This is a genomic window from Saccharomonospora sp. CUA-673, assembly GCF_001942305.1.
Classification (GTDB): domain Bacteria; phylum Actinomycetota; class Actinomycetes; order Mycobacteriales; family Pseudonocardiaceae; genus Prauserella.
Window position 1 is genome coordinate 124,084 of sequence record NZ_MKKE01000033.1, and the last position, 21,373, is coordinate 145,456.

At 71.2% G+C, this 21,373-nt stretch carries 22 protein-coding genes and 4 pseudogenes; 15 read left to right on the forward strand and 11 right to left on the reverse strand.

The window, feature by feature from the left end; all coding sequences use genetic code 11:
* The first annotated feature begins 184 nt into the window (after positions 1-184).
* Together BJF85_RS15805 and BJF85_RS15810 are read left to right on the forward strand one after the other, a co-directional pair.
* Positions 185-1,384, forward strand: coding sequence for an ROK family protein (locus BJF85_RS15805; RefSeq protein WP_255375675.1), 1,200 nt, complete (start codon positions 185-187; stop codon positions 1,382-1,384).
* An 85-nt stretch (positions 1,385-1,469) separates the two neighbouring features.
* Positions 1,470-2,036, forward strand: a complete 567-nt coding sequence (locus BJF85_RS15810; RefSeq protein ID WP_075848522.1) for a DinB family protein — start codon at positions 1,470-1,472, stop codon at positions 2,034-2,036.
* Positions 2,037-2,066: 30 nt separating this feature from the next.
* Here BJF85_RS15810 and BJF85_RS15815 read toward each other — a convergent pair whose 3' ends face one another.
* From BJF85_RS15815 to BJF85_RS15825, 3 genes are all read right to left on the reverse strand, one after another.
* Complete coding sequence (locus tag BJF85_RS15815) at positions 2,067-2,702, reverse strand: phosphoribosyltransferase (RefSeq protein WP_075848523.1); 636 nt, start codon at positions 2,700-2,702, stop codon at positions 2,067-2,069.
* Positions 2,703-2,808: 106 nt separating this feature from the next.
* Positions 2,809-3,438: a 5,6-dimethylbenzimidazole synthase gene (gene bluB, locus BJF85_RS15820; RefSeq protein WP_083666484.1), complete on the reverse strand. Its 630-nt coding sequence runs from the start codon at positions 3,436-3,438 to the stop codon at positions 2,809-2,811.
* A gap of 38 nt (positions 3,439-3,476) precedes the next feature.
* Complete coding sequence (locus tag BJF85_RS15825) at positions 3,477-3,989, reverse strand: ATP-binding protein (protein ID WP_075848525.1); 513 nt, start codon at positions 3,987-3,989, stop codon at positions 3,477-3,479.
* Positions 3,990-4,427: 438 nt separating this feature from the next.
* Here BJF85_RS15825 and BJF85_RS15830 point away from each other — a divergent pair, with 438 nt between their 5' ends.
* The 6 genes from BJF85_RS15830 to BJF85_RS15855 all read left to right on the forward strand — a co-directional run bounded on the left by BJF85_RS15830 (position 4,428) and on the right by BJF85_RS15855 (position 9,695).
* On the forward strand, positions 4,428-5,837 hold the full coding sequence (locus tag BJF85_RS15830; RefSeq protein WP_369822190.1) for a sensor histidine kinase: 1,410 nt from the start codon (positions 4,428-4,430) through the stop codon (positions 5,835-5,837).
* On the forward strand, positions 5,834-6,274 hold the full coding sequence (locus BJF85_RS15835) for a roadblock/LC7 domain-containing protein (protein ID WP_075848529.1): 441 nt from the start codon (positions 5,834-5,836) through the stop codon (positions 6,272-6,274). Before BJF85_RS15830 ends, BJF85_RS15835 begins: the two co-directional genes overlap by 4 nt.
* A 64-nt stretch (positions 6,275-6,338) precedes the next feature.
* Complete coding sequence (locus BJF85_RS15840) at positions 6,339-6,680, forward strand: DUF742 domain-containing protein (protein WP_075848531.1); 342 nt, start codon at positions 6,339-6,341, stop codon at positions 6,678-6,680.
* Complete coding sequence (locus BJF85_RS15845; protein WP_083666444.1) at positions 6,655-7,314, forward strand: ATP/GTP-binding protein; 660 nt, start codon at positions 6,655-6,657, stop codon at positions 7,312-7,314. Before BJF85_RS15840 ends, BJF85_RS15845 begins: the two co-directional genes overlap by 26 nt.
* Positions 7,307-8,536: a styrene monooxygenase/indole monooxygenase family protein gene (locus BJF85_RS15850; RefSeq protein WP_075848532.1), complete on the forward strand. Its 1,230-nt coding sequence runs from the start codon at positions 7,307-7,309 to the stop codon at positions 8,534-8,536. The genes BJF85_RS15845 and BJF85_RS15850 overlap by 8 nt, the downstream gene beginning before the upstream one ends.
* Before the next feature lie 187 nt (positions 8,537-8,723).
* Positions 8,724-9,695, forward strand: coding sequence for a DUF3048 domain-containing protein (locus tag BJF85_RS15855; protein WP_075848534.1), 972 nt, complete (start codon positions 8,724-8,726; stop codon positions 9,693-9,695).
* Between the two features lie 18 nt (positions 9,696-9,713).
* Here the strand turns inward: BJF85_RS15855 and BJF85_RS15860 are convergent, their stop codons facing one another.
* A complete protein-coding gene (locus BJF85_RS15860) occupies positions 9,714-10,457 on the reverse strand; it encodes an SDR family NAD(P)-dependent oxidoreductase (RefSeq protein ID WP_075848536.1) in 744 nt (247 codons plus the stop codon).
* Between the two features lie 61 nt (positions 10,458-10,518).
* On the reverse strand, positions 10,519-10,944 hold the full coding sequence (locus BJF85_RS15865) for a helix-turn-helix domain-containing protein (protein WP_075848538.1): 426 nt from the start codon (positions 10,942-10,944) through the stop codon (positions 10,519-10,521).
* Positions 10,945-11,093: 149 nt separating this feature from the next.
* Here BJF85_RS15865 and BJF85_RS15870 point away from each other — a divergent pair, with 149 nt between their 5' ends.
* Positions 11,094-12,095, forward strand: coding sequence for an NADP-dependent oxidoreductase (locus BJF85_RS15870; RefSeq protein ID WP_075848769.1), 1,002 nt, complete (start codon positions 11,094-11,096; stop codon positions 12,093-12,095).
* Positions 12,096-12,120: 25 nt separating this feature from the next.
* Here BJF85_RS15870 and BJF85_RS15875 read toward each other — a convergent pair whose 3' ends face one another.
* Both BJF85_RS15875 and BJF85_RS15880 read right to left on the reverse strand, forming a co-directional pair.
* Positions 12,121-12,441 carry a multidrug efflux SMR transporter gene (locus BJF85_RS15875; RefSeq protein WP_075848540.1) on the reverse strand — a complete coding sequence of 107 codons (321 nt, stop codon included), beginning with the start codon at positions 12,439-12,441 and terminating at the stop codon, positions 12,121-12,123.
* The gene (locus BJF85_RS15880; protein ID WP_075848542.1) at positions 12,438-13,085 is read right to left on the reverse strand and encodes an FMN-dependent NADH-azoreductase; all 648 of its coding nucleotides are present in this window, start codon (positions 13,083-13,085) and stop codon (positions 12,438-12,440) included. The genes BJF85_RS15875 and BJF85_RS15880 overlap by 4 nt, the downstream gene beginning before the upstream one ends.
* A gap of 93 nt (positions 13,086-13,178) precedes the next feature.
* Here BJF85_RS15880 and BJF85_RS15885 point away from each other — a divergent pair, with 93 nt between their 5' ends.
* A complete protein-coding gene (locus tag BJF85_RS15885; RefSeq protein ID WP_075848544.1) occupies positions 13,179-13,763 on the forward strand; it encodes a TetR/AcrR family transcriptional regulator in 585 nt (194 codons plus the stop codon).
* A 27-nt stretch (positions 13,764-13,790) separates the two neighbouring features.
* Here BJF85_RS15885 and BJF85_RS15890 read toward each other — a convergent pair whose 3' ends face one another.
* Positions 13,791-14,276: a hypothetical protein gene (locus tag BJF85_RS15890; RefSeq protein ID WP_075848546.1), complete on the reverse strand. Its 486-nt coding sequence runs from the start codon at positions 14,274-14,276 to the stop codon at positions 13,791-13,793.
* A 136-nt stretch (positions 14,277-14,412) separates the two neighbouring features.
* Here BJF85_RS15890 and BJF85_RS15895 point away from each other — a divergent pair.
* A pseudogene (locus BJF85_RS15895) lies at positions 14,413-15,122 on the forward strand (MBL fold metallo-hydrolase).
* A gap of 185 nt (positions 15,123-15,307) precedes the next feature.
* Here BJF85_RS15895 and BJF85_RS15900 read toward each other — a convergent pair.
* Together BJF85_RS15900 and BJF85_RS15905 are read right to left on the reverse strand one after the other, a co-directional pair.
* Positions 15,308-15,712: a pyridoxamine 5'-phosphate oxidase family protein gene (locus BJF85_RS15900; RefSeq protein ID WP_075848548.1), complete on the reverse strand. Its 405-nt coding sequence runs from the start codon at positions 15,710-15,712 to the stop codon at positions 15,308-15,310.
* A 71-nt stretch (positions 15,713-15,783) separates the two neighbouring features.
* A pseudogene (locus tag BJF85_RS15905) lies at positions 15,784-16,613 on the reverse strand (IclR family transcriptional regulator).
* Between the two features lie 40 nt (positions 16,614-16,653).
* Here BJF85_RS15905 and BJF85_RS15910 point away from each other — a divergent pair.
* Both BJF85_RS15910 and dmpG read left to right on the forward strand, forming a co-directional pair.
* Entirely contained in the window at positions 16,654-17,583 is a 930-nt protein-coding gene (locus BJF85_RS15910) for an acetaldehyde dehydrogenase (acetylating) (RefSeq protein ID WP_075848550.1), read from the forward strand.
* Positions 17,580-18,610 (forward strand): annotated as a pseudogene (dmpG, locus tag BJF85_RS15915) (4-hydroxy-2-oxovalerate aldolase). The gene BJF85_RS15910 and the pseudogene dmpG overlap by 4 nt, the downstream one beginning before the upstream one ends.
* 4 nt (positions 18,611-18,614) lie before the next feature.
* Here dmpG and BJF85_RS15920 read toward each other — a convergent pair.
* On the reverse strand, positions 18,615-19,226 hold the full coding sequence (locus tag BJF85_RS15920; protein ID WP_075848551.1) for a TetR/AcrR family transcriptional regulator: 612 nt from the start codon (positions 19,224-19,226) through the stop codon (positions 18,615-18,617).
* Between the two features lie 114 nt (positions 19,227-19,340).
* Here BJF85_RS15920 and BJF85_RS15925 point away from each other — a divergent pair.
* Both BJF85_RS15925 and BJF85_RS15930 read left to right on the forward strand, forming a co-directional pair.
* Positions 19,341-20,252 (forward strand): annotated as a pseudogene (locus BJF85_RS15925) (oxygenase MpaB family protein); the annotation flags it as partial.
* A 24-nt stretch (positions 20,253-20,276) separates the two neighbouring features.
* On the forward strand, positions 20,277-21,296 hold the full coding sequence (locus BJF85_RS15930; RefSeq protein ID WP_075848771.1) for an LLM class F420-dependent oxidoreductase: 1,020 nt from the start codon (positions 20,277-20,279) through the stop codon (positions 21,294-21,296).
* Positions 21,297-21,373 lie beyond the last annotated feature (77 nt).

Below are 21,373 nucleotides of genomic sequence, written 5' to 3' on the forward strand. Positions count from 1 at the left end.
GTGCGGTACACCGCGTGTCCGCATTTCAGGATCGTGGTTTAACACACATTCTTACTAACTAGGTGAAAAGAAGATTTTTAACGTGAAGAAAAGAAGACCCTGCCTGTTCCGGGTGGCGGGAAGTCGGGTGAGATGGGTCGGACCGCCGTAGTGTTTCCGGGCGAGACGAAAGTGAGGCATGCGAGTGGGCAGGCAGCTACCGGCGTCGGTCCGGGACGTCCCGGGTGCGGGCGGGGTCAGGGAGTCGAACGCGGCGGCGGTGCTCGCCGCGGCGCGGACGGACGGTCCGTTGTCGCGGGCGGAGATCGCGAGGTTGACCGGGCTGAGCATGCCCACGGTCAGCAGGCAGGTCGCGACGCTGACCGACCTCGACCTGCTGCGGGAGGCGCCGGAGAACGCGACCGGGGGCGGCATCGGTCGGCCCACCGTTCCGGTGCGGCTCAACGACGACGTCATCGCCGCGTGCGGTGTGCACATCGGGATCGTGACCACGACCTACGGCCTGACCAACCTGTCCGGCGAGCTGCTGGGCAGTGAGCGGATCCCGACGCCGAAGGGCTCGGCCGCCGAGGTGCTGCGGGCCATCGGCGACGAGGTCAGCACCTTCCTCGCCGAGTGGCCGCAGCGGCGCATCATCGGCGTCGGGCTCGCGATCGGCGGTCAGGTGGACGCCGAACGCGGACTGCTGGAGCACGAGCCGCTCGACTGGCACGGCGTGCCGGCGAAGGCGCTGCTCGAGGAGGTCACCGGCCTGCCGGTGCACCTCGACGGCCACGTGCCGGCCATGGCCACCGCCGAGCTGCTGTTCGGGGTGTCGGGCCGAGCGTCGAGCTCGCTGTACTTCTACGCGCGCGAGATGGTGGGCGTGGCGATCGCCGTCGACGGCGTGCTGCACCGCGGTCCCGGCCAGTCCGGCAGCATCGCCCACCTGCCGATCGGCAGCGACGTGGAGTGCGACTGCGGGCGCACCGGCTGCCTGGAGGCCACGGTGGCCGACCGGTCCGTCGTCGAGCGCGCCAGGCGGGCCGGGGTCATCGCCGGGTCCGAGCTCAGCGACGTGGTCGAGGCGGCGCAGACCGACCCGAAGGCGGCCGACATCCTCGCCGAACGTGCCCGCGCGCTCGGGCGCGCGATCGCGCGGACACGCGATCTGGTGAATCCGGATCTCGTCGTGCTCGGTGGTCAGGCCATCACCGAGGCACCCGAATATCTCGACACCGTGTTGGACGAATTCGCCGCGAATACCGTGCTGCCCGGAAAGGATTTGGTCGTGATGACACAATTCGGGCGAAACGTGCAGGCGATGGCGGCCTGCACGGGTCTGCTCACACAGTTGTACGACCACCCCTTGTCGATGTTGGGCGCCGATTCCCTCCGCGACTGATTCGCCGCATCGGCATCGCGGACCGGAGCTGTCCGGCATCGCTCGTAGCGTCCTCGGCAGCACCGGACGAGGAAGGGACGCGAGGATGGGCACCACAGGGACGACCACGGCCGACACGGCAGCGGCGGGCGCTGCGGGAACGGCGGGCGCTGAGCGGGAGCGCGCCGATCTGCTCGGGATGCTGGCGCGGCAACGGTGGTTCCTGCGCTACACGGCGCGGGAGCTCGACGACGAGCAGGCGAACCGGGCGACGACCGTCAGTGCGCTGACCGTGGCCGGGTTGATCAAGCACGTCGCCGCGGTCGAACGGGGGTGGCTCGACTTCGCGGGCGCCGATTCGGCAGAGTCCCGCGACGTGGCCGGGGCGAAGGCCGTGGCCGGTGACCCGGACGAGTTCCGGTTGCTGCCCGGCGAGACGCTGGCCGGGCTCCTCGACGACTACGCGGCCGTCGCGCGGCGCACCGAGGAGTTCCTCGCCGCCGCCGACCTCGACGTGACCCACGAACTGCCGGAGGCGCCGTGGTTCGAGCCGGAGGAGCGCTGGTCGGTGCGGCAGGTCCTGCTCCACGTGATCACCGAGACCTCCCAGCACGCCGGGCACGCCGACATCATCCGCGAAACCCTCGACGGACAGCGCACCATGGCCGAGTGACCGGGCCGCGCGGCACGGGAACGTGGGGGCTCAGGCGGGCTGGCGGTGCAGGAGGGCGATGACCTCCTCGTCGGTCACCGGGCGGAAATCGCGGTACCAGTTGCCGACCGCGCGCATCCACACCCGCGGGTTGGGGCACACCGTGTGATCGGTGGCCGAGGCCAGTTCCTCCAGCACCTCGGCGGGGGCGACCGGCACCGCGAGGGTCAACCAGCGTGCGCCGCGGCTCGCGACCGACCGCAGGGCCGCCCGCGTCGTCGCCCCGGTCGCGACGCCGTCGTCGACGACGACCACGGCGCGGTCGCGCAACGTCGCGGGCGGGCGATGGCGGCGCAGCGTCGCCGCGGTCCGTTCCAGTTCGGCGAACGCGTGGGCGGCGGCCTCGTCGACGTCGGCGGGGCCGAGCCCGCGCTGGCGCAACACGTCCGGGTTCGTCACGACCGTGCCGCCCTCGGCGATGGCGCCGAGCGCGAGCTCCGGATCGCCGGGCACGCCGAGCTTGCGCACCGGGATGATGTCGAGCTCGCCGCCGATCGCATCGGCGATCTCCTTGGCCACGACCACGCCGCCGCGGGGGAGACCGAGCACCAGCGGCCGCTGACCGTCGAGGTAGCGCAGGCGGGCCGCCAGCTCGCGGCCGGCGGCACGGCGATCGGCGAACTCCATCCCGGGCTCCCGTGCAGACTGTCTCGACGCAGGATCGACTGCCTCGTCGATCCAGGGTGCTCGCGTCCGCGCCGGGTGTAAACCGCCCACCGGGTGCGTGACCACCTCAGGTGGACGGGTAGCGCTCCTCGTGGACGACGGCGTCGAGGGGCAGCCGCTCGCGCCAGCCGTGCCGCTCCAGATCGGGCGTCTCCTCGAGGTGCGTCACCGGGCCCAGGCACAGCCACGCCACCGGGCGCACGCGCTCGGGGATGCCGAGCAGCTCGCGCAGCACGGGCTCGCGGTAGAAGCTGACCCAGCCGATGCCGAGGTCCTCGGCGGTCGCGGCGAGCCACAGGTTCTGGATCGCCAGGCAGACCGAGTAGAGCCCGGCATCGGCGATCGCATGCCGGCCGAGTACCGCGGGGGAACCGCGGTCGGGGTCGTAGGTGACCACGACCGACAGCGTCGACTCGAGGATGCCCTCGATCTTGATCTTGGCGAACGTCTCGGCGCGCTCGCCCGACAGCTCGGCCGCGAACGCCTCGCGTTCGGCCGCGACGTGCTCGCGGAACGCGGCGCGCGTGTCGCGGTCGCGCACGAGCACGAAGTCCCACGGCTGGCTCATCCCGACGCTCGGGGCCGCGTGGGCCGCACCGAGCACCCGGCGGAGGGTGTCCTCGTCGACCGGTGCGCCCGTGAACTGACCGCGCACATCCCGGCGACGGCCACACAGCGTGTAGAAGTCCTCGGCCAGGGACTGCGGCGACTGCGGCACCCGGGGGATCTGCGAGCTCACCACTCGCGGTTCTTCAGCCCGACGAGAACCCGGTCGGCGAGCGAGGGGTCGACGTTCGACGGCGGCTCCGGGGCAGCGGCGGCGGCCTCCGGCGGAAGGTTGCGGCGCTCGCCGCGGTGCGGAAGGCGCACCTGCGTCGCCGACATGCCCGGCGGCAACGGGATCTCGCACCACACGAGCTTGCCGCGGCCCTGCACCGGCATCGCGCCCGTGCGGCGGCCCTCGATCACCGGCGCGTCGTCGTGGGCGTTCGCGAGCTGGTCGTCCTCCACCTCGATCACGAGGCAGTCGCCCTTCAGTCGCAGGCGCACGCTGACGAATCCCGTCCGGCCCTGGGCGTGGTCGAGCACGTTCTGCACCAGCGTGCGCACCGCCTCGCTCGTGGTCTCCCGCAGCATCGGCAGCTGCCACTCGCTCAGCGAGAACTCCGCGAACATCGCCGCGCAGTTCAGGGCGCTGGGCACGGCGACGAGCCGGATGTCGTCGACCTGTGCGGTGTGGGTGCTCACTCGTGATCCTTCCGCGCCGCGTGCCACTCGGACCGGACTGGCACATCTTGCAGGACGACCGGGCCCGGAGGGGCGTGCACCCCGAGCCCACGCAGCGGGCGGTCACGGCCAGGTGGCGGCCCCGACTGCTCGCCTGTGCCCTGCCTCGGACGAGAACACTCTAGGTGTGATCTGTGCGTCAGTACATGGGCTACGCACCGTGATTCATGTCCCACGAACGGGTGTACGGTGCGGCCTTCGGCGCACGTGAGCATAGGCGGTCACGCCGCGCGTCGAACCAGGGACTGGTTGTGGACATCGGCCAGGGCTTCTGCTTGCATAGGCGTCCGTTGGTCGGGGGAGTTACGGCCGAATCCGAGGCCCGTACGCGACTCAAGGAAAGTGTGGACACCAATGGCGAGGCGGGCGAAAGCGCGAGAGATTCTGGAGCGCTCTCGTGTGTTACTTGACCGCTCCCGGGTGGCGGCGGCGCAGCTGCTCGACCCCCCGCGGTACGACGGGGAGACCGCCGATGCGGCGGCGATCACGACGTATGCGCAGCCACTTCCTGCGCACGACACCGGCGAGCAGCAGCAGGCCCTGGTCGACATGTGCGCGAACCTCGCGCTGCGTGACCTGAACCTGGTCGACACGCTGCTGTCCGAGCTGGAGAAGATGGAGACCGGCGAGGAGGACGACGAGCGCCTCGAGCAGCTCTACCGCCTCGACCACCTGGCGACGCGGCTGCGCCGCAACGCCGAGAACCTGCGGGTGCTCGCGGGTCGGGACGCAGGTGGGCCCGGTAATGACGCATCGTCCCTTGTGGACATTGTCCGTGGTGCGATGTCGTCGATCGACCAGTACGCCCGCGTGACCATCGGTCGCGTCGTGTCGCTCGGTGTCGTCGGCTTCGCCGCCGAGGACATCAGCCGACTGCTGGCGGAACTGCTCGACAACGCGGCGAACCAGTCGCCGCCCAACGCGCCGGTGCGCGTGAGCGCGCACCTGACCGAGACCGGCAGCGTCCTGATGCGCATCGAGGACGAGGGCATCGGCCTGCCGGAGGAGCGGATCGACGAGCTCAACCGGCGCCTGTCGCCGTCCGAGGTCGACGAGGTCATCCTCGACGACGCGGCCGTGCGCAGCATGGGGTTGACCGTCGTGCGGCGCCTGGCCGACCGGCACAAGCTGACCGTGTCGCTGGCGAATCGGCTGCCGAGCGGCACCACCGCGACGGTGCTGCTGCCGTCCGGTCTGGTCACCGAGGTTCCCGACGCCATGTGGTCGGGCAACGAGACGGTGTTCTACTCGCAGGGCCCCGGCCTGGTCGAGCCCGCGCCGGAACCGCCGGTCGGTGACCGGTCCCCGGCGGCCGGCCCCGCGATGGGAACGGCCCCCCGTTCGTCCGGTGCGATCTCGGGCGAGCTGCCCCGTCGCGTGCCGCAGCAGAGCGGCGCCGCGGCGAGCCCGCCGCCGCCCCTGGCCCCTCCGCCGGAGGAGGCGCCGTCCCCGCGTCCGCGTCCGCGGCCGGCACCCAGCCCGACCGCGACCGGTGGCACGACCGCCAGCGGTCTGCCGCGGCGGGTGTCGCAGAGCCTGAAGGACGTCACGGCGGCCGGTGCGGGTTCCGGTTCCTCGGTGCCGCACGAGGCGGCTCCCGAGGACCCGATGGAGGACCCCGTGGCGCTGGAGCAGGGCCACGACCAACTCCTTGCCGACCTGGACGCGTTCTCCGACGGCGAGCAGCTCGCCGCCGAGACCTCCGAGTCCGAGAGCGCGGCCGGCGGTGCCGAGTCCGGGGAGCAGTCCTCGCAGCCGAAGCACCGGCTCGACGACACCCGACCCGAGTCCGGTGGGGCCGCCGAGTGAACCCACAAACCAGCGCCGGAAAACACAACTTCTCGTGGTTGATCAACGACTTCGTCCACAAGGTGCACGGGGTCACGCACGCGTTGATCATGTCGTCGGACGGCTTTCCGTTGACGTCGTCGGACGAGGTCACGACCGACGAGTCGGAGCAGCTCGCGGCCATCGCCAGCGGCATGCTCAGCCTCGCGCGCAACAGCGCGACGCTGTTCGACAAGGGTGGGTGTGAGCAGATCATCATCCGGCTCACCCACGGCTACTTCCTGTTCATGGGCATCGGCAACGGCGCCGGCCTCGCTGTGCTGACCGGGCCCGAATGCGACATGAAGGTGGTCGCGTACGAGATGACGCAGTTCGTCCGCAACGCCGGCCATGCCCTGACTCCGGAAATTCGTGCCGACATGCGACGCGTGCTGACCGCCCGCAGGGCGCAGGCGTGACGACCCCACTGGTGAGGAAGTGACCACCGTGTCCACAGAAAACGGGGCCGGTCAGCCGACACGGATGCGCAGCAAGCGGATCCGTCCTTACGCGCTCACCGGCGGCCGCACCAAATCGCGTTACGACCTACTGGTCGAAACGCTCATTTCGGTGCCGCGTTATGACCCGAGCCTGGCCGACTCCCTGATGCCGGAGTCGCGTCAGCTCTACGAGCGTGCGCGCACACGCGTGTCGATCGCCGAGTTGTCGGTGTCGCTCGCGTTGCCGCTGGGTGTGATCCGAGTCCTGGTCAGTGACCTGGCCGCGCAGGGCGCGATCTACATCCACCCGACGGCGTACGCGTACGCGCACGATCGGAACGTACTCGAGAGGATCCTCGATGGACTCAAGCGGCTACCGGTCTGACGGCCCGACGGCGGCCGGCGGGAACGGCGCCGTGGAGGCCGCCGACCCGGAACAGTTGACGGTGTCGGCGAAGATCGTGGTGGCCGGCGGTTTCGGCGTCGGCAAGACCACGTTCGTCGGCTCCGTTTCCGAGGTACCGCCGATCAACAGCGAAGCCTGGATGACCGAGGCGGGAAGCGGAATCGACGAGGCGCCCGACGGCGCCCAGAAGTCGACCACGACCGTCGCGATGGACTTCGGCAAGATCACGTTGCACTCGGATCTGCTGCTGTACCTGTTCGGCACGCCCGGGCAGGCACGGTTCTGGTTCCTGTGGGACGACCTGTCCCGTGGCGCCCTCGGCGCCGTGGTCCTCGTCGACACCCGCCGGATCGACCAGTCGTTCGCCGCGATCAACTATTTCGAGAACGACTCGGACCTGCCGTTCATTGTCGCGATCAACCGATTCGACGGCGAGATGCACCATGACCTCAGCGAAGTCAGGGACGCCTTGGCGCTCGACGAGTCGGTCCCGCTGGTCACCGTCGACGCGCGGGATCCGAAATCCACGGCCGAGACGTTGCGTGAGCTCGTGAGCTACACGTTGTCGCTGGCCGAATTGTCTGACCCCGGGAGGACACGAACACATGCGTAAGATTCTGGTCGTCGGAGCCGGCCAGTCGGGTCTGCAGCTGGCGCTGTCGCTGCAACACCACGGATACGACGTCACGGTGATGTCGGCCCGCACCTCGGAGGAGATCCGCGGCGGCCGGGTGATGTCGACCCAGTGCATGTTCGCCGATGCCCTGCAGACCGAGCGCGAGGTCGGCCTCAACCTGTGGGAAGCCGAGTGCGTGACCGTCGACGGTCTCGGGGTGTCCGTCGCCGGTGAGGACAGCAGCCGGGTGATGAACTGGGCCGGGTGGCTCGACGCCTACGGCCAGTCCGTGGACCAGCGCGTGAAGATGGCCGGCTGGCTCGAGCTGTTCGAGGAGCGCGGCGGCAAGCTCGTCATCCACGGCGTGACCACGGCCGACCTGAACTCGCTGTCCACGATGTACGACCTGACGGTCGTCGCGGCGGGCAAGGGCGAACTGGTGCAGCTGTTCGACCGTGACAACGAGCGTTCGGTGTGGACGAAGCCGCAGCGCGCGCTGTCGGTCGTCTACGCCCACGGCGTGGAGACGCGGCCCGAGCACCCGAACAATCGCGCCGTGCGGTTCAACTTGATCCCGGGTGTCGGCGAGCTGTTCATGATCCCGGGCTACACGTTGAGCGGGAACTGCGAGATCCTGTTCTTCGAGGGCATCCCCGGCGGTCCGCTGGACTGCTTCAGCGACCGGCCGTCGCCGCAGGAACACCTCGACCGCACGCTCGCGTTGATGAAGAAGTTCCTGCCGTGGGAGTACGAGCGTTCTCGCAACGCGGAGCTCACCGACGATCGGGCCACGCTCGCGGGCGGCTACACGCCGGTCGTGCGCAAGCCCGTGGGCGAGCTGCCCTCCGGCGGCAAGGTGCTCGGCATGGCCGACGTCGTGGTGGCCAACGACCCGATCACGGGTCAGGGCTCCAACAACGCGGCCAAGTGCGCGCACACCTACCTGCACGAGATCCTCGAGCGCGGTGACCAGCCGTTCGACGCCGAGTGGATGTCGAACACGTTCGAGAAGTACTGGGACCACGCCCAGCACGTGACCGCGTGGACGAACGCGTTGCTGACGCCGCCGCCTCCGCACGTGATGGACATCCTGGGCGCGGCTCAGGTGAACTCCGCGGTGGCCAACCGGTTCGCCAACGGGTTCTCCGACCCGACGGACTTCCAGCACTGGTTCATGGATCCGCAGAAGGCGGCCGACTACCTGGCAAGCGTGTCGTAGTAGTCGTCGCGCAGCATCCACCTCCGGCGGCGGGCCGGCACCACGATCGGGTGCCGGCCCGCCGCCGTATCCGCGCCCGGGCACCATTCGTTGGTTAGGCCGACGGCGGGTCGGGAACTTCGAAGCCGCGCCCGGCACGCGGTGACGCGCCCGGCATGCGGTGGTTCGGTGAGGAGGTGGCGGCGCGATGGCGGTGTCGAAGTCGGCGGTGCAGCTGATCGCCGCCGTGGCCGTGTTCGTCGCCGCCGCGGTCGTGGTGACGCTGGTGTTGCTGTCCGGCGGTGACGCCCCCGACCGGGGCGGTGGGCAGCAGCCGTCGCCGCCCCCGGAGACCGGTCCCGAGCGGCGCCCGGTGGTCGTCGTGAAGGTCGACAACGTCGACCAGGCACGGCCCCAGACGGGACTGTCGGCCGCCGACATCGTCTACGTCGAACCCGTCGAGGGCGGGTTGACCCGCCTCGCCGCGGTGTACGCGAGCGAGCTGCCGGAGGCCGTCGGCCCGGTGCGCAGTGCCCGCGAGACCGACATCGCGTTGATCGAACAGTTCGACCGGCCCGTGTTGGCCTACTCCGGCGGCGCCCCCGAGATCGAGCCGCTGCTGCGGAACGCACCCATCGAGCTCGTGACCGACCGGATGCGCCCGGAGGCGTTCTTCCGCGGCCACGACCGGCCCATCCCGCACAACCTGTACGTCCGCCCGGACAGCCTGCCCGGCCAGGATCGCGACACCGGCCCGGCCGCGGTCGTCGACGCCGGCGCGGCACCGGAGGGCGGACGCGCCGCTGCGGACCACGAGGTCGCGTTCCGCGCGGCCGGCTACCGGTTCCACTGGTCGGAGGCCGACGGCGGCTATCGCGTCGTGTTGAACGGCACGCCGGTCACCACGACCGAGGCGGGCGAGGTGGTCGCCGGCACGGTCGTCGTGCAGCGCACGGAGATCCGCGAGGGCAGGCAGGTGCGCGACTCCGGCGGCCGGTTCTCGCCCGTGGCGGTCTCGGTCGGCAGGGGAGAGGCGACGATCCTGCGCGACGGTCGGGCGTTCGAGGGCGAGTGGGTCCGCGAGAACCGCGGCGATCCGATCACCTACCGGACCGAGTCCGGTGAGCCGATCCGGATGTCCGACAGCGGCCCGGTGTGGGTGCTGCTGGCGCCGCGGTGAGAACCGTGCGGTCCGGCCTCAGCGGGGCATGCGCCGCCAGACGGCGCGGGGCAGCAGGCGCAGCGCGAAGAACAGCGGACGCAGCATCCACGGCACCCACACGGTGTGCCTGCCGGATGTCAGCGCGCCGACCGTGGCGGCGGCGACCTGGTCCGGGGTGCTCGAGAACGGTGCGGGTGACATGCCCTCGGTCATCCGCCCGACGACGAACCCGGGCCGCACCAGCAGCAGGTGCACGCCGCTGCCGGCGAGGGCGTCGGCGAGTCCGGAGGCGAACCCGTCGAGTCCGGCCTTGGCCGAGCCGTAGACGTAGTTGGCGCGGCGCACCCGCACGCCGGCGACGCTGGAGAACACGACCAGCCGGCCGCTGGCCTGGGCGCGCAGCAGGTTCGCGACGTGGGTCAGCACGCTGACGTGGGCGGTGTAGTCGGTGTGCACGATCTGCAGCGCGTGCGCGGCGTCGGTCTCGGCGCGCGCTTGGTCGCCGAGGATGCCGAAGGCGGTGACGACGACGTCGACCGGTCCGTGGGCGGTCATGATCTCGCCGAGCACGTCGGCGTGCCGGTCGGTGTCGTCGGCGTCGAACTCCACCCGGTCGACGCGCGTGGCGCCGGCGGCACGCAGCTCGCGCTCCTGCTCGTCGAGTTCGTGGCTGCGGCGCGCGGCCAGGACGAACTCCGTGGATCCGGCACGGGCGAGTTTCGTGGCCACGGCGAGACCGATCTCGCTGCGGCCGCCGAGGACGACGACGGTTCCGTTCATGGCCGACAGTGTGCCTGCCCACCCACGCCGCCCGTCCCGGAAGGGGTGGGGTCTCGGGCGGTCACCGCCCTTGCTGGCGGTCGTAGCGATCCCGGTGGATCTGGACCTCATCCATGTGGGTCTCGGCCCAGGACTTGATGTGGACCATCACGTCCTGGAGCGAGTGCCCGAGGTCGGTCAGGGCGTACTCGACGGTGACCGGGACGGTCGGGGTGACGGTCCGGGTCAGCAGGCCGTCGCGTTCGAGCGAACGCAACGTCTGGGTGAGCATCTTCTGGCTCACGCCTGCGATCCTGCGCGCGAGCATCGAGTACCGCATGGGAGCCGGCCCGTCGCCGCGCTCGTGGTCGGCCAACGCCGCGAGCACCAGGCCGACCCACTTGTCGGAGATCCGGTCGAGGAGCCGGCGGCTGGGGCAGGCCTCGAGGAACGCGTCGTAGTCGGCCTTCGCCGCGGCGCGGCGTTCGGCGGCGGACCTGGTGGCCATGGCACCTCCCGGACGTGATGGTGACTTACGCACTTCAAGGTGCCTACTTCCTTGCGGAGAGTGACCTGTTCATCGTGAGGGGCGGACAGACAGCGGCGCAACACGTGGCAGTCGCCGGCGCCGCGGACGACAACGCGAAGGGGCGCACGATGATCGAACAGGGGACCTCCCGGAGGGCCGTGGTCCGCCGCCCGTCCGGACCGGAGGCGACCGAGCTCGTCGAGGTCCCGGTGCCCGACCCGGGCGCCGGGCAGATTCGGGTCCGGATCGCGGCGGCGGCCGTGAACCCGGTCGACGTCGGCGTGGCCGGTGGGGTGTTCCACGAGCTCGGGCTCGTGAACCAGCCGGAGTACACGGGCCTCGGTTGGGACTTCGCCGGCACCGTCGAGGCCGCGGGAGCCGGCGTCGACCTGCCACTCGGTACCCGCATCGCGGGGTTCGTCGACGGCTTCGACCGGGACCACGGCGCCCACGCCGAGCACCTCGTCGTCGACGCCACGCAGGTCGCCGTCGTGCCGAACGGACTGGACCTGGTCACGGCTGCTGCCGTGCCGCTCACCGCCACGGCGGCCGCCCAGCTCGTCGACCTGCTCGGCGAGCCGTCCGCCGGTGGAGACCGCCTCGTGGTCACCGGTGCCGCCGGCGCGGTCGGTGCGTATGTCGCCGTCCTGGCCCGCGAGCGCGGGTGGCGGGTGACCGGCGTCGCGCGGCCCGCGGACGAGCGGTTCGTGCGCGGTCTCGGCGTGGAATTCGCGCCGGCACCCGATTCCGCCTCCGGTCCTGATTCAGCCGCCGGCTCCACGGACACGGCAGTCGGGGTCGCGGCCGATGCTGTTGCCGACGCAGCCGCCATGCAGCGGACTGCGCTGCGGTACGTGCGCGACGGCGGCCGGTTCGTCGGCGTGCAACCCGCCGCCCCGCCGCCGGAGGAGCGCGGCATCGCCGTGGGTGTCGTGGTCGCACGTCCCGACGGCCCGTTGCTCGCCCGGCTGCTCGACCGCGTGGCCGCAGGCGAACTCCCGGTGCGTGTGGAGGCGACCATGAGCCTGGAGGACGTCGTGCCCGCCTACCGGCGCGTGGCCGCCGGCGGTGTTCGTGGCCGGATCGTCCTCGTCCGGGACCGGAGCGCCACGGCCGGTGGGCCGCCGTGACGCCCGGCCCGCTCGCTGCGGCCGTTCATGCGGTCGCGGTCGCCTTGGCCAGGGCGATGCCGCCGACGATCAGACCGAGTGCCACCAGCCTGCTGGTCGTCGCCGGTTCGTGGTGCACCAGGATGCCGATCGCGACCGCGCCGACGGCGCCGATCCCGGTGAACACGACGTAGGCCGTGCCGACGGGAATCCGTTGCATGGCCAGCGAAAGCAGGTAGACCGCGGCCGCGGCGAGGGCGAAGCAGAGCGCGGTGGGCAGGGGCCGGGTGAATCCCTCGGTCGGCTTGATGCTCTGGGACCAGGCGACCTCGATGACGCCGGCGAGTACGAGCAGCACCCAGCTCATGGCCGGCTCCCGAGGTCGGCCGCGGCCGCGAGCGCCGCGGCGCGAGACTCCTCGTGGGCGGTGCGCAGCCGCGCCAGCGCCGGATCGACGGTCGCGTTGGCCAGCTCGGTGCCGAACACGACCGGGTCGTCGATCGCGAAATGTCCCGCCAGGAAGTCCCGGAGGTATCGCTCCTGGTGGTCGTACGGGTGCTTCGGGGCGTCCGGGCCGTAGGCGCCTCCACGGGCGTAGGCGACGACGAACGTGCGGCCGGCCAGCGACATGCGAGGGAACGTGACCTGGTCGATCCACGCCTTGAGGGAGGCAGGGACCGAGTAGTTGTACATCGGGGTGGCGATGAGGACGACGTCGGCGGCCACCAGTTCGGCGAGCAGCGGCTCGACGACGGCCCACGCCTGCCGCTGCTCCGGGGTCCGTGCGGCCTCGGCGTAACGGTCGATGTCGGTGATCCCGTGGGCGAGGACGTAGTCGCACAGTTGGGTCCACGCCTCGTCGATCTGCGGGACGGGGTCGGCCGCAAGATCACGGTGGACGTAGGTGCCGTCGGGGTGGGCCGCCTTCCACGACGCGGCGAAGGTCCTGCCGAGTTCGCGGCTGAAGGATCGGGTGCGGGCACTGGCGTCGAGGTGGAGCAGGGTCTGCATCTCGTCTCCCAGGTAAGTGGACATCGTGTCCGGATGTCTGACACTCGAGGTCAACCGGACAGCGTGTCCACCTATTCCCGTATCCTGGGGGCGATGAGTGAACGTGCGGACGCCGCCCACAACCGGCAACGCGTGCTGACGGCGGCAGCGGCGCTGTTCGCGCGCAAGGATCCCCGGGTCGTCACGATGGACGAGCTCGCGCGGGAGGCCGGCGTCGGCCGGGCCACGCTGTATCGCCGGTACCCGACCATCTCCGCGGTGGCGGTGGCCTTGTTGGACGACCACGAACGGCAGTTGCAGGAGGACCTGATCTCGGGTCCGCCGCCACTGGGGCCGGGCGCACCGCCCGCCCGGCGGCTGGCCGCGTTCTACGGGCGGATGGTCGACCTGCTCGAGCACCATGGCCGGCTGGTCCTCGGGGCAGAAGTGGGGAACGCACGCTTCTCCACGGGTGCCTACGGGTTCTGGCGTGCGCACGTGCTCGCCCTCGCGCGCGAGGCCGGTGCGGCGGACGCCGAAGCGCTGGCCGATGCCCTGCTGGCCCCGGTCGCGCCCGACGTGTACCTGCATCAGCGGGAGAACGGACTCGACGTCGAGCGCATCACTGCTGCGCTGGGAGTGCTCGCTCAGGTCCTCGACGCGGCGGAGTCCGGTGCGGCGGGCGCGGACGACCAGTGAGGATCCGGCAGCCGGAACCTCGGACGGTCAGACGTCGCGGGGCACGGTGCACAGGACCTGCGCCAGGCCCGTGTGGTCGGCCCGGACGGACTCCTGTTCGGAGACGACCACGCCGTTGACCGTGATGCTGCAGCTCACGGCCGGGTGGCCGGCCTGCTTGCTGGCCGCGGCCACCTGGATGCCGAGGTAGCCGTCGCTGCCGGCCGGTTCGGTGAAGGCGTGGTCGAACGGTTCGCCCTGCAACGCGACCTCGCTGCCCTGGCGATCGCGCACGACCCGCATCAACGTGTCCTCGGGGCCGGCGACATGGATCTCCACCCGGTGCGGACCGTCGGCCTGATCCCGATGAGGGTGCTGGCGGTCGTCATCGGGCGCCTCGTGGGCCGTCGCCGTGGACGGGTGCGCCGCGCCCGGCTCGACCGGTTCGAACGCCGAACTTCCGGCGCCGGTGAGGAGGATCGCGGCGGTCACCACGACGGACATCGCGGCGCCCGTGACGCGGCGTGCGCGCATGGCCCCTCCTGACGGTGGATCTGCGGGCCCGAGGATTGTGACATCCGTGACCGGGCGGACACGCACCGCGTCCACCCGGTCCGCCCGAATGGCGGGTACCCGGGCCGCGGCCGGCCAACCGGTAGCCTCTCGCGACATGGCCGACCAGCTGTACTTCCGTCAGTTGCTCGCGGGCCGGGACTTCGCCGTCGGCGATCCCGTCGCGACGCAGATGCGCAACTTCGCCTACCTGATCGGCGACCGCGAATCCGGCGAGGCGGTGATCGTCGACCCCGCCTACGCCGTGGGCGACCTGCTCGACGTGCTGGCCGCCGACGACATGCGCCTCACCGGGGTGCTGGCCACCCACCATCACCCCGACCACGTCGGCGGCGACTTCATGGGCTTCTCGTTGCCCGGTCTGGCCGAACTGCTCGGGCAGCAGCAGGTTCCGGTGCACGTCAACGACGCCGAGTCCGAATGGGTGCGGCGCGTGACCGGCGTGTCCGATTCGGACCTGGTGGCCCATGCCCACGACGACCTGCTCGAGGTCGGCTCGATCGGCATCCGCTTCCTGCACACCCCCGGGCACACGCCCGGTAGCCAGTGCTTCCTGGTCGGCGACAAGCTCGTCGCCGGCGACACGCTGTTCCTCGAGGGCTGCGGGCGCACCGACTTCCCCGGCGGCGACGCGACGCGATGTACCACAGCCTGCAGGCCCTGGCCGGTCTTGCCGGCAACCCCGTGGTGCACCCGGGGCACCTGTACTCGGCCGAACCGTCGGCCCCGCTCGACGAGGTCACCCGCGACAACTTCGTCTACCGCGCCAAGTCCCTGGAGCACTTCCGAGCCATGTTCGGCGCCTGAGTCCGCCGTGTCAGCACCCCACGTCGCCGTGTCAGCATCCCGTGTCGCCGTGTCAGCATCCCGTGTCGCCGTGTCAGCATCCCGTGTCGCCGTGTCAGCATCTGGCGTCGCCGTGTCAGCATCTGGCGTCGCCGTGTTGGCATCTCACGTCGCCGTGTTGGCGTCCTGCGGCTGGTGTCGGCAGTTCAGGACATGCCGAGTCGGCGGGCGAGGGTGATCTCGAGGACGACACGTTCGGGGTTGACGCGGGGTGTGCGGTACCGGGCGGCGTAGCGTCGTTCGGCCTCGGCGACCGAGTCCGGGTCGTCGCGCACCACGGCACGGCCCTCGAGCGTCGACCACCGCCGGCCGTCGACCTGGCTGACCGCCACGGGCGCACCGTCGGGTCCGGCGCGGCGGACGTTGCGGGCCTTCACGCTGTCGCGCGAGCAGATGACGCGCGCGGTCGTGAACGTCTCGTCGACGGTGACGCCCACCGGCACGACGTGCGGCGTGCCGTCGGCGCGCGGCGTCGTGAGGGTCGCGATGTGGCGTTCCCGCCAGAACTCGGCGAGGGCATCGGTCGGCGGATCCGCAGGCAGCGAAGTCATACCGACGACCCTAGGCGTGCCCGATCAGCAACTCGCGGAGGCCGGTGGCTGAGGTTGCCGCGGACCGCCGGTCAGGGCAGGAGGCGGGAGAGGGCGAGGGCGGCGGTGCGGACGGCCGGGGCGACGCGGTCGACGCGCATGCGGCCCGTCCAGCCGGACAGCGACAGCGCGCCCACGGCGATGCCGTCGGAGCCGATCAGCGGGGCGCCCGCGCAGACGACGCCGATCCCGGATTCCTCGCGATCGTAGGAGATTCCCTCCTCCGCGATCGTCGCCAGCTGGCGGCGCAACAACCCCGGTGCGGTGATCGTGCGCGAACTGACCCGCCGTAGTTCGCCCGTCAGTACACCGTCCACAACGGACGGCGGGGAGAACGCGAGGATCGCCTTGCCCACCGACGTCGCGTGCGCGGGGAACCGCCCGCCGACCCGGGACGCAACGTCGGCGCGTCCGGGCCCCGCAGGATGTCGAGGTAGACGACCTCGTCGCCGTCGAGCACCGCCAGATGCGCCGTGTTGCGCGTCGCCTCGCGCAGATCCGCCAGATGCGGCCGGGCCGCGTCGACCAGACCGCGCTGCTGGACCGCCAACTGCCCGATCTCGAACAACCGCAGCGACAACCGCAACCTGCCCCGCTCGCCGGCATCGAGCAGACCCTGGTCCACGAGATGCCCCACCAGGCGATGCGTGCTCGACTTCGGCATGCCGGTACGCCGCGCGAGCTCCGAGATCCCGAGCGTCTCCTCACCGGGCCGGAAGGCCGTCAGCACCGCGGCGAGCCGCGCCGCCGTGGCCCCACTGGTCTCGGCCGCACCCGACTCGGCGCCAGGACGACCGCCCACGCCGCCGCCCGCACCACCGCGCACACCAGGAACGTCATCGTTCCGATTAGCGGAACACATGCGTTGATCGTGCCTCATCGACTGGGGCAGCGTCACCTGCATGACAACTCCCACCGCCACGGCGGCCATCGTCGGTCCCGGCAACATCGGCACGGATCTGCTGGAGAAGCTGCGCCGCAGCACGCGCGTCGATGTGCGGTACATGGTGGGCGTCGACCCGGAGTCCGACGGCCTGGCACGCGCCGCGTCCTACGGTGTCGAGGCCTCGGCCGGCGGCGTCGACTGGCTGCTCGAGCGGGACGAGCTGCCGGACCTGGTCTTCGACGCGACGTCGGCGAAGGCGCATCTGGCCGCGGCGCCGCGCTACCTCGAGGCGGGCATCCGCGCCGTCGACCTGACGCCGGCGGCGACCGGCCCGTTCACGTGCCCGGTCGTGAACCTCACCGACCACCTCGACGCCCCGAACGTCAACATGATCACCTGCGGCGGGCAGGCGACCATCCCGATCGTGCACGCCGTGAGCCGGGTGACCGAGGTGCCGTACGCCGAGATCGTCGCGTCGGTGTCGTCGCGGTCGGCGGGCCCCGGGACGCGGGCCAACATCGACGAGTTCACCGAAACGACGGCCAAGGGTCTCGAGGTCGTCGGGGGAGCGGGCCGTGGCAGGGCGATCATCATCATCAACCCGATGGACCCGCCGATGATCATGCGCGACACGGTGTTCTGCGCGATCGACCCGGACGCCGACCGGGACGCCATCGCGAACTCCATTGTGGACACCGTGGCGCGGGTGCAGGAGTACGTACCCGGCTACACCCTCAAGGCTGATCCGCAGTTCGACGATCCCCGGCCCGACTGGAACGGTCGCGCCCGCGTGGGCGTGTTCCTGGAGGTCGCCGGTGGCGGCGACTACCTGCCGACCTACGCCGGGAACCTGGACATCATGACCGCGGCCGCGGCGCGCGTCGGCGAGCTGCTGGCCGATCGCGTCGCCGGTGCGGCCCACGAGCAGAAGGCGGTGCGCGCATGACGGCCCCGGTCCGGATCGTCGACACGACGCTGCGCGACGGCAGCCACGCGATGGCGCACCGGTTCACCGAGCAGAACGTGCGCGACACCGTCCGCGCGCTCGACGAGGCCGGGGTGTCGTTGATCGAGGTGACCCACGGCGACGGCCTGGGCGGCTCGACGTTCAACTACGGCTTCTCGCTCGTCGACGAACGCACCCTGATCGCCGCGGCGGTCGAGGAGGCCCACAGTGCGCGCATCGCGGTGCTGCTCCTGCCCGGTCTCGGCACGGTGGCCGACCTACGCGCGGCGGCCGACCTCGGCGCCGGGACGGTGCGGATCGCCACGCACTGCACCGAGGCCGACGTGTCGGTGCAGCACTTCACCGCGGCCCGCGAGCTCGGCCTCGAGACGGTGGGTTTCCTGATGCTCTCCCACATGTCCGAACCGGAGGCCCTGGCGAAGCAGGCCCGGATCATGGCGGACGCGGGTTGTCAGTGCGTCTACGTCGTCGACTCGGCGGGCGCGCTGATCCTGGAGGACGCCTCCGACCGCGTCGCCGCTCTCGTCGCCGAACTGGGGCAGGACGCGCAGGTCGGTTACCACGGACATCAGAACCTGAGCTTCGGCGTGGCCAACTCCGTGCTGGCCCATCGCGCCGGTGCCCGGCAGATCGACGGGTCGCTCGTCGCGCTCGGCGCGGGCGCGGGCAACTCGCCGACCGAGGTGCTCGCCGCGACGTTCGACCGGCTCGGCGTGGAGACCGGGGTCGACGCCTTCGCGCTGATGGCGGCCGCCGAGGACGTCGTCAAGCCCTACATCACGCGGCTGCCCGTGATGGACCGCTCGTCGATCGTGCAGGCTTCGCCGGGGTGTACTCGAGCTTCCTGCTGCACGCCGAACGCGCCGCCGAACGCTACGGCGTGCCCGCCCACGAGATCCTGCTGCGGGTCGGGGAGCGGCGCTACGTCGGCGGCCAGGAGGACATGATCATCGACATCGCGCTCGAACTCGTCGAGGAGGGCAGGACCGCTGCGGCCGGCGCGTGAGGGCTCAGGCGTGCAGCGCGTCGATCCCGAGCACGAGCTTGACGCAGTGCTCGACCAGTCGGTCGCGGCCCACCTCGAGGGTGCCGTCGAGGTAAGCGGTGAACAGGTTCGCGAGTCCGCCGACGAGGGCGGTCGCGGTCATCGCGCGGTCCTGTTCGTCGACCTTGTCGGACAGCTCGTCGCGGACCAGCGCGGCGAACATCGGGATGCGCTCGACGCCGCGGCTGCTCAGGGCGGGGTCGGCGAGCGGGGCGAGCAGCAGCACGTGACCCTTGCGCGGGTCGTCGATGATCAGCTCGACGAACGCCGTCACCGCGGCGCGCGCCCGCGCGGGACGGTCGTCGACCGGCGCCGCGGCGACCGCGTCGACCAGGGCCTGGTGCGCCTCGGTCACCACCAGGTCGTGCACGGCGATGATCAGTTCGTCCCGGTCGGTGAAGCTCTCGTAGAAGTACCGCTCGGTGAGGCGGGCATGGCGGCACACCGCGCGCACGCTCACGGCGGCGCTGCCGCCGGCACCGAGCAGTTCCAGGCCGGAGTCCAGCAGCTGCGTCCGCCGGGTCGCCCGCCGGTCGGCCAGCGTGGTGCCTGCCCACGTGCGGTCTACGTCGGACATGGCGTTTCCTCCGGTTGACCAGGCACGTGGCCAACCGTACCGTGGACGAGACAGCTGACAACGGCCGTAGTCAGTTCTGGTGCCAGTTCTTCGAGTCAGTCCTGGGAGTCGACGATGACGCAGAGCTCGACCGAACCGCTCGGCCCGGATTCGTTGACGTGGCGCATCTTCGGCGACTGGCGCGGCCTGCTCATCGCGTTGTGGGCGGGCAGCATGCAGAACATGCACCCGGAACTCGGTGCCGGCGTCGAGCAGCACTCGCGGTTCTTCGACGAGCGCTGGCAGCGCCTGTTCCGTTCGCTGTACCCGATCGGCGGCGTCATCTACGACGGTCCGCGTGCCCACGCCACGGCGCTGGAGGTGCGTGGCTACCACAACACGATCAAGGGCGTCGACGCCCGCGGCCGCCGCTATCACGCGCTGAACCCCCACACGTTCTACTGGGCGCACGCCACGTTCTTCGTCAGCACGCTCGTCATCGCCGAGCACTTCATGGGCGGACTGACCGAGGCGCAGCGCCGGCAGCTGTTCGACGAACACCGGCGCTGGTACCGGATGTACGACATGCCCATGCGGTCCGTGCCGGGCACGTGGGAGGAGTTCCAGGAGTACTGGGACCACATGTGCCGCGAGGTGCTCGAGGACAACAAGGCCACGCGCGACGTGCTCGACCTGTCGCGGATCGACCGGCCGCCGTTCCTGTCGTGGCTGCCGCGGCCGGCGTGGGCGCTGGTGCGTCCGCTCGTGCACCGCGGATTCGTGTGGCTGACCGTCGGCATGTACGACCAGCCGGTGCGCGACCTGCTGGGCTACCGGTGGAGCCGGCGCGACGAGCGGGTGCACCGGCTCGTCGGCTCGGCGATCGCCGTCGCGTTCCGGTTCGTGCCGTGGCAACGTCGGTACCACCCGCGGGCCCGTGCCGGATGGCGCCGCGCCCTCGGCATGGACCCGCCCGACGCCCCCGCCGTGGAGACGCCGGACCGCAATCTGCCGCCGGAGGCGGAACGTTCGTGGTCGACCCATTACGTGCGGCCGGAAGGAGAATGTGACGTGAAGCTGGGCTATCACATCGGGTACTGGTCGTCCGGTCCGCCGGAGGGGGCGCTCGAGGCGATCACCACCGCCGAGGAACTCGGCTTCGACTCGGTCTGGACCGCCGAGGGGTACGGGTCGGACGCGCTGACCCCGCTCGCATGGTGGGGAGCGGCGACCGAACGCGTCACGCTCGGCACCAACATCATCCAGATGTCGGCCCGCACGCCGACGGCCACGGCCATGGCCGCGCTCACCCTGGACCACCTGTCCGGCGGCCGCTTCGTGTTGGGGTTGGGCGCATCCGGGCCGCAGGTCGTCGAAGGCTGGTACGGCCAGCCCTATCCGAAGCCGCTCGCCCGCACCCGTGAGTACGTCGAGATCGTGCGCCGGGTCGTGGCCAGGCAGGAACCCGTCGTGCACGACGGGCGGCACTACCAACTGCCGCTGCAGGGCGGAACCGGCTTGGGCAAGCCGCTGAAGTCGACCGTGCACCCGCTGCGCCCGCGGATCCCGATCCACCTCGCGGCGGAAGGGCCGAAGAACGTCGCGCTGTCGGCGGAGATCTGCGACGGCTGGCTGCCCCTGTTCTTCTCGCCGAAGAGCGACGATTTCTACCGCGCCGCCCTCGAGGACGGGTTCGCCGCGCGCGGGGAGACACCCGAGGACTTCGAGGTCGCCGCGTCGGTGCCGGTGATCGTCCACGACGACGTCGAACAGGCCGCCGCGATGATCAAGCCCTCGCTGGCGCTCTACATCGGCGGCATGGGCGCCAAGGACGTCAACTTCCATCACGACGTGTTCGCGCGCATGGGCTACGCCGAGGTGGCCGACACGGTGCAGGACCTCTACCTCGCCGGCCGCAAGGACGAGGCCACCGCGGCGATCCCGACGTCGCTGGTCGAGGACATCGCGCTCATCGGCCCGCCCGCGAAGATCCGCGACGAACTGGCGCTGTGGGAGAAGACCGTCGTCACCACGTTGCTCGTGCGTGGCGACGCCGCGACCCTGCGCCGCGTCGCCGACGTACTCGGCTGACGCGACCGGCACGCGCGGGCGGCGGCGCGGGAGGCGTGGTCCGAACCGCTGTGGTCCGAACCTCCCGGCGCCGCCGT

What these genes read in the sequence shown, in the direction of transcription:
- BJF85_RS15910 (WP_075848550.1), top strand. Translation starts at nt 16,654, where the DNA reads ATGACAACTCCCACCGCCACGGCGGCCATCGTCGGTCCCGGCAACATC.
- BJF85_RS15815 (WP_075848523.1), bottom strand. Translation starts at nt 2,702, where the DNA reads ATGGAGTTCGCCGATCGCCGTGCCGCCGGCCGCGAGCTGGCGGCCCGC.
- BJF85_RS15870 (WP_075848769.1), top strand. Translation starts at nt 11,094, where the DNA reads ATGATCGAACAGGGGACCTCCCGGAGGGCCGTGGTCCGCCGCCCGTCC.
- BJF85_RS15885 (WP_075848544.1), top strand. Translation starts at nt 13,179, where the DNA reads ATGAGTGAACGTGCGGACGCCGCCCACAACCGGCAACGCGTGCTGACG.
- BJF85_RS15890 (WP_075848546.1), bottom strand. Translation starts at nt 14,276, where the DNA reads ATGCGCGCACGCCGCGTCACGGGCGCCGCGATGTCCGTCGTGGTGACC.
- BJF85_RS15840 (WP_075848531.1), top strand. Translation starts at nt 6,339, where the DNA reads ATGCGCAGCAAGCGGATCCGTCCTTACGCGCTCACCGGCGGCCGCACC.
- BJF85_RS15850 (WP_075848532.1), top strand. Translation starts at nt 7,307, where the DNA reads ATGCGTAAGATTCTGGTCGTCGGAGCCGGCCAGTCGGGTCTGCAGCTG.
- BJF85_RS15860 (WP_075848536.1), bottom strand. Translation starts at nt 10,457, where the DNA reads ATGAACGGAACCGTCGTCGTCCTCGGCGGCCGCAGCGAGATCGGTCTC.
- BJF85_RS15865 (WP_075848538.1), bottom strand. Translation starts at nt 10,944, where the DNA reads ATGGCCACCAGGTCCGCCGCCGAACGCCGCGCCGCGGCGAAGGCCGAC.
- BJF85_RS15920 (WP_075848551.1), bottom strand. Translation starts at nt 19,226, where the DNA reads ATGTCCGACGTAGACCGCACGTGGGCAGGCACCACGCTGGCCGACCGG.
- BJF85_RS15875 (WP_075848540.1), bottom strand. Translation starts at nt 12,441, where the DNA reads ATGAGCTGGGTGCTGCTCGTACTCGCCGGCGTCATCGAGGTCGCCTGG.
- BJF85_RS15855 (WP_075848534.1), top strand. Translation starts at nt 8,724, where the DNA reads ATGGCGGTGTCGAAGTCGGCGGTGCAGCTGATCGCCGCCGTGGCCGTG.
- BJF85_RS15880 (WP_075848542.1), bottom strand. Translation starts at nt 13,085, where the DNA reads ATGCAGACCCTGCTCCACCTCGACGCCAGTGCCCGCACCCGATCCTTC.
- BJF85_RS15845 (WP_083666444.1), top strand. Translation starts at nt 6,655, where the DNA reads ATGGACTCAAGCGGCTACCGGTCTGACGGCCCGACGGCGGCCGGCGGG.
- BJF85_RS15810 (WP_075848522.1), top strand. Translation starts at nt 1,470, where the DNA reads ATGGGCACCACAGGGACGACCACGGCCGACACGGCAGCGGCGGGCGCT.
- BJF85_RS15900 (WP_075848548.1), bottom strand. Translation starts at nt 15,712, where the DNA reads ATGACTTCGCTGCCTGCGGATCCGCCGACCGATGCCCTCGCCGAGTTC.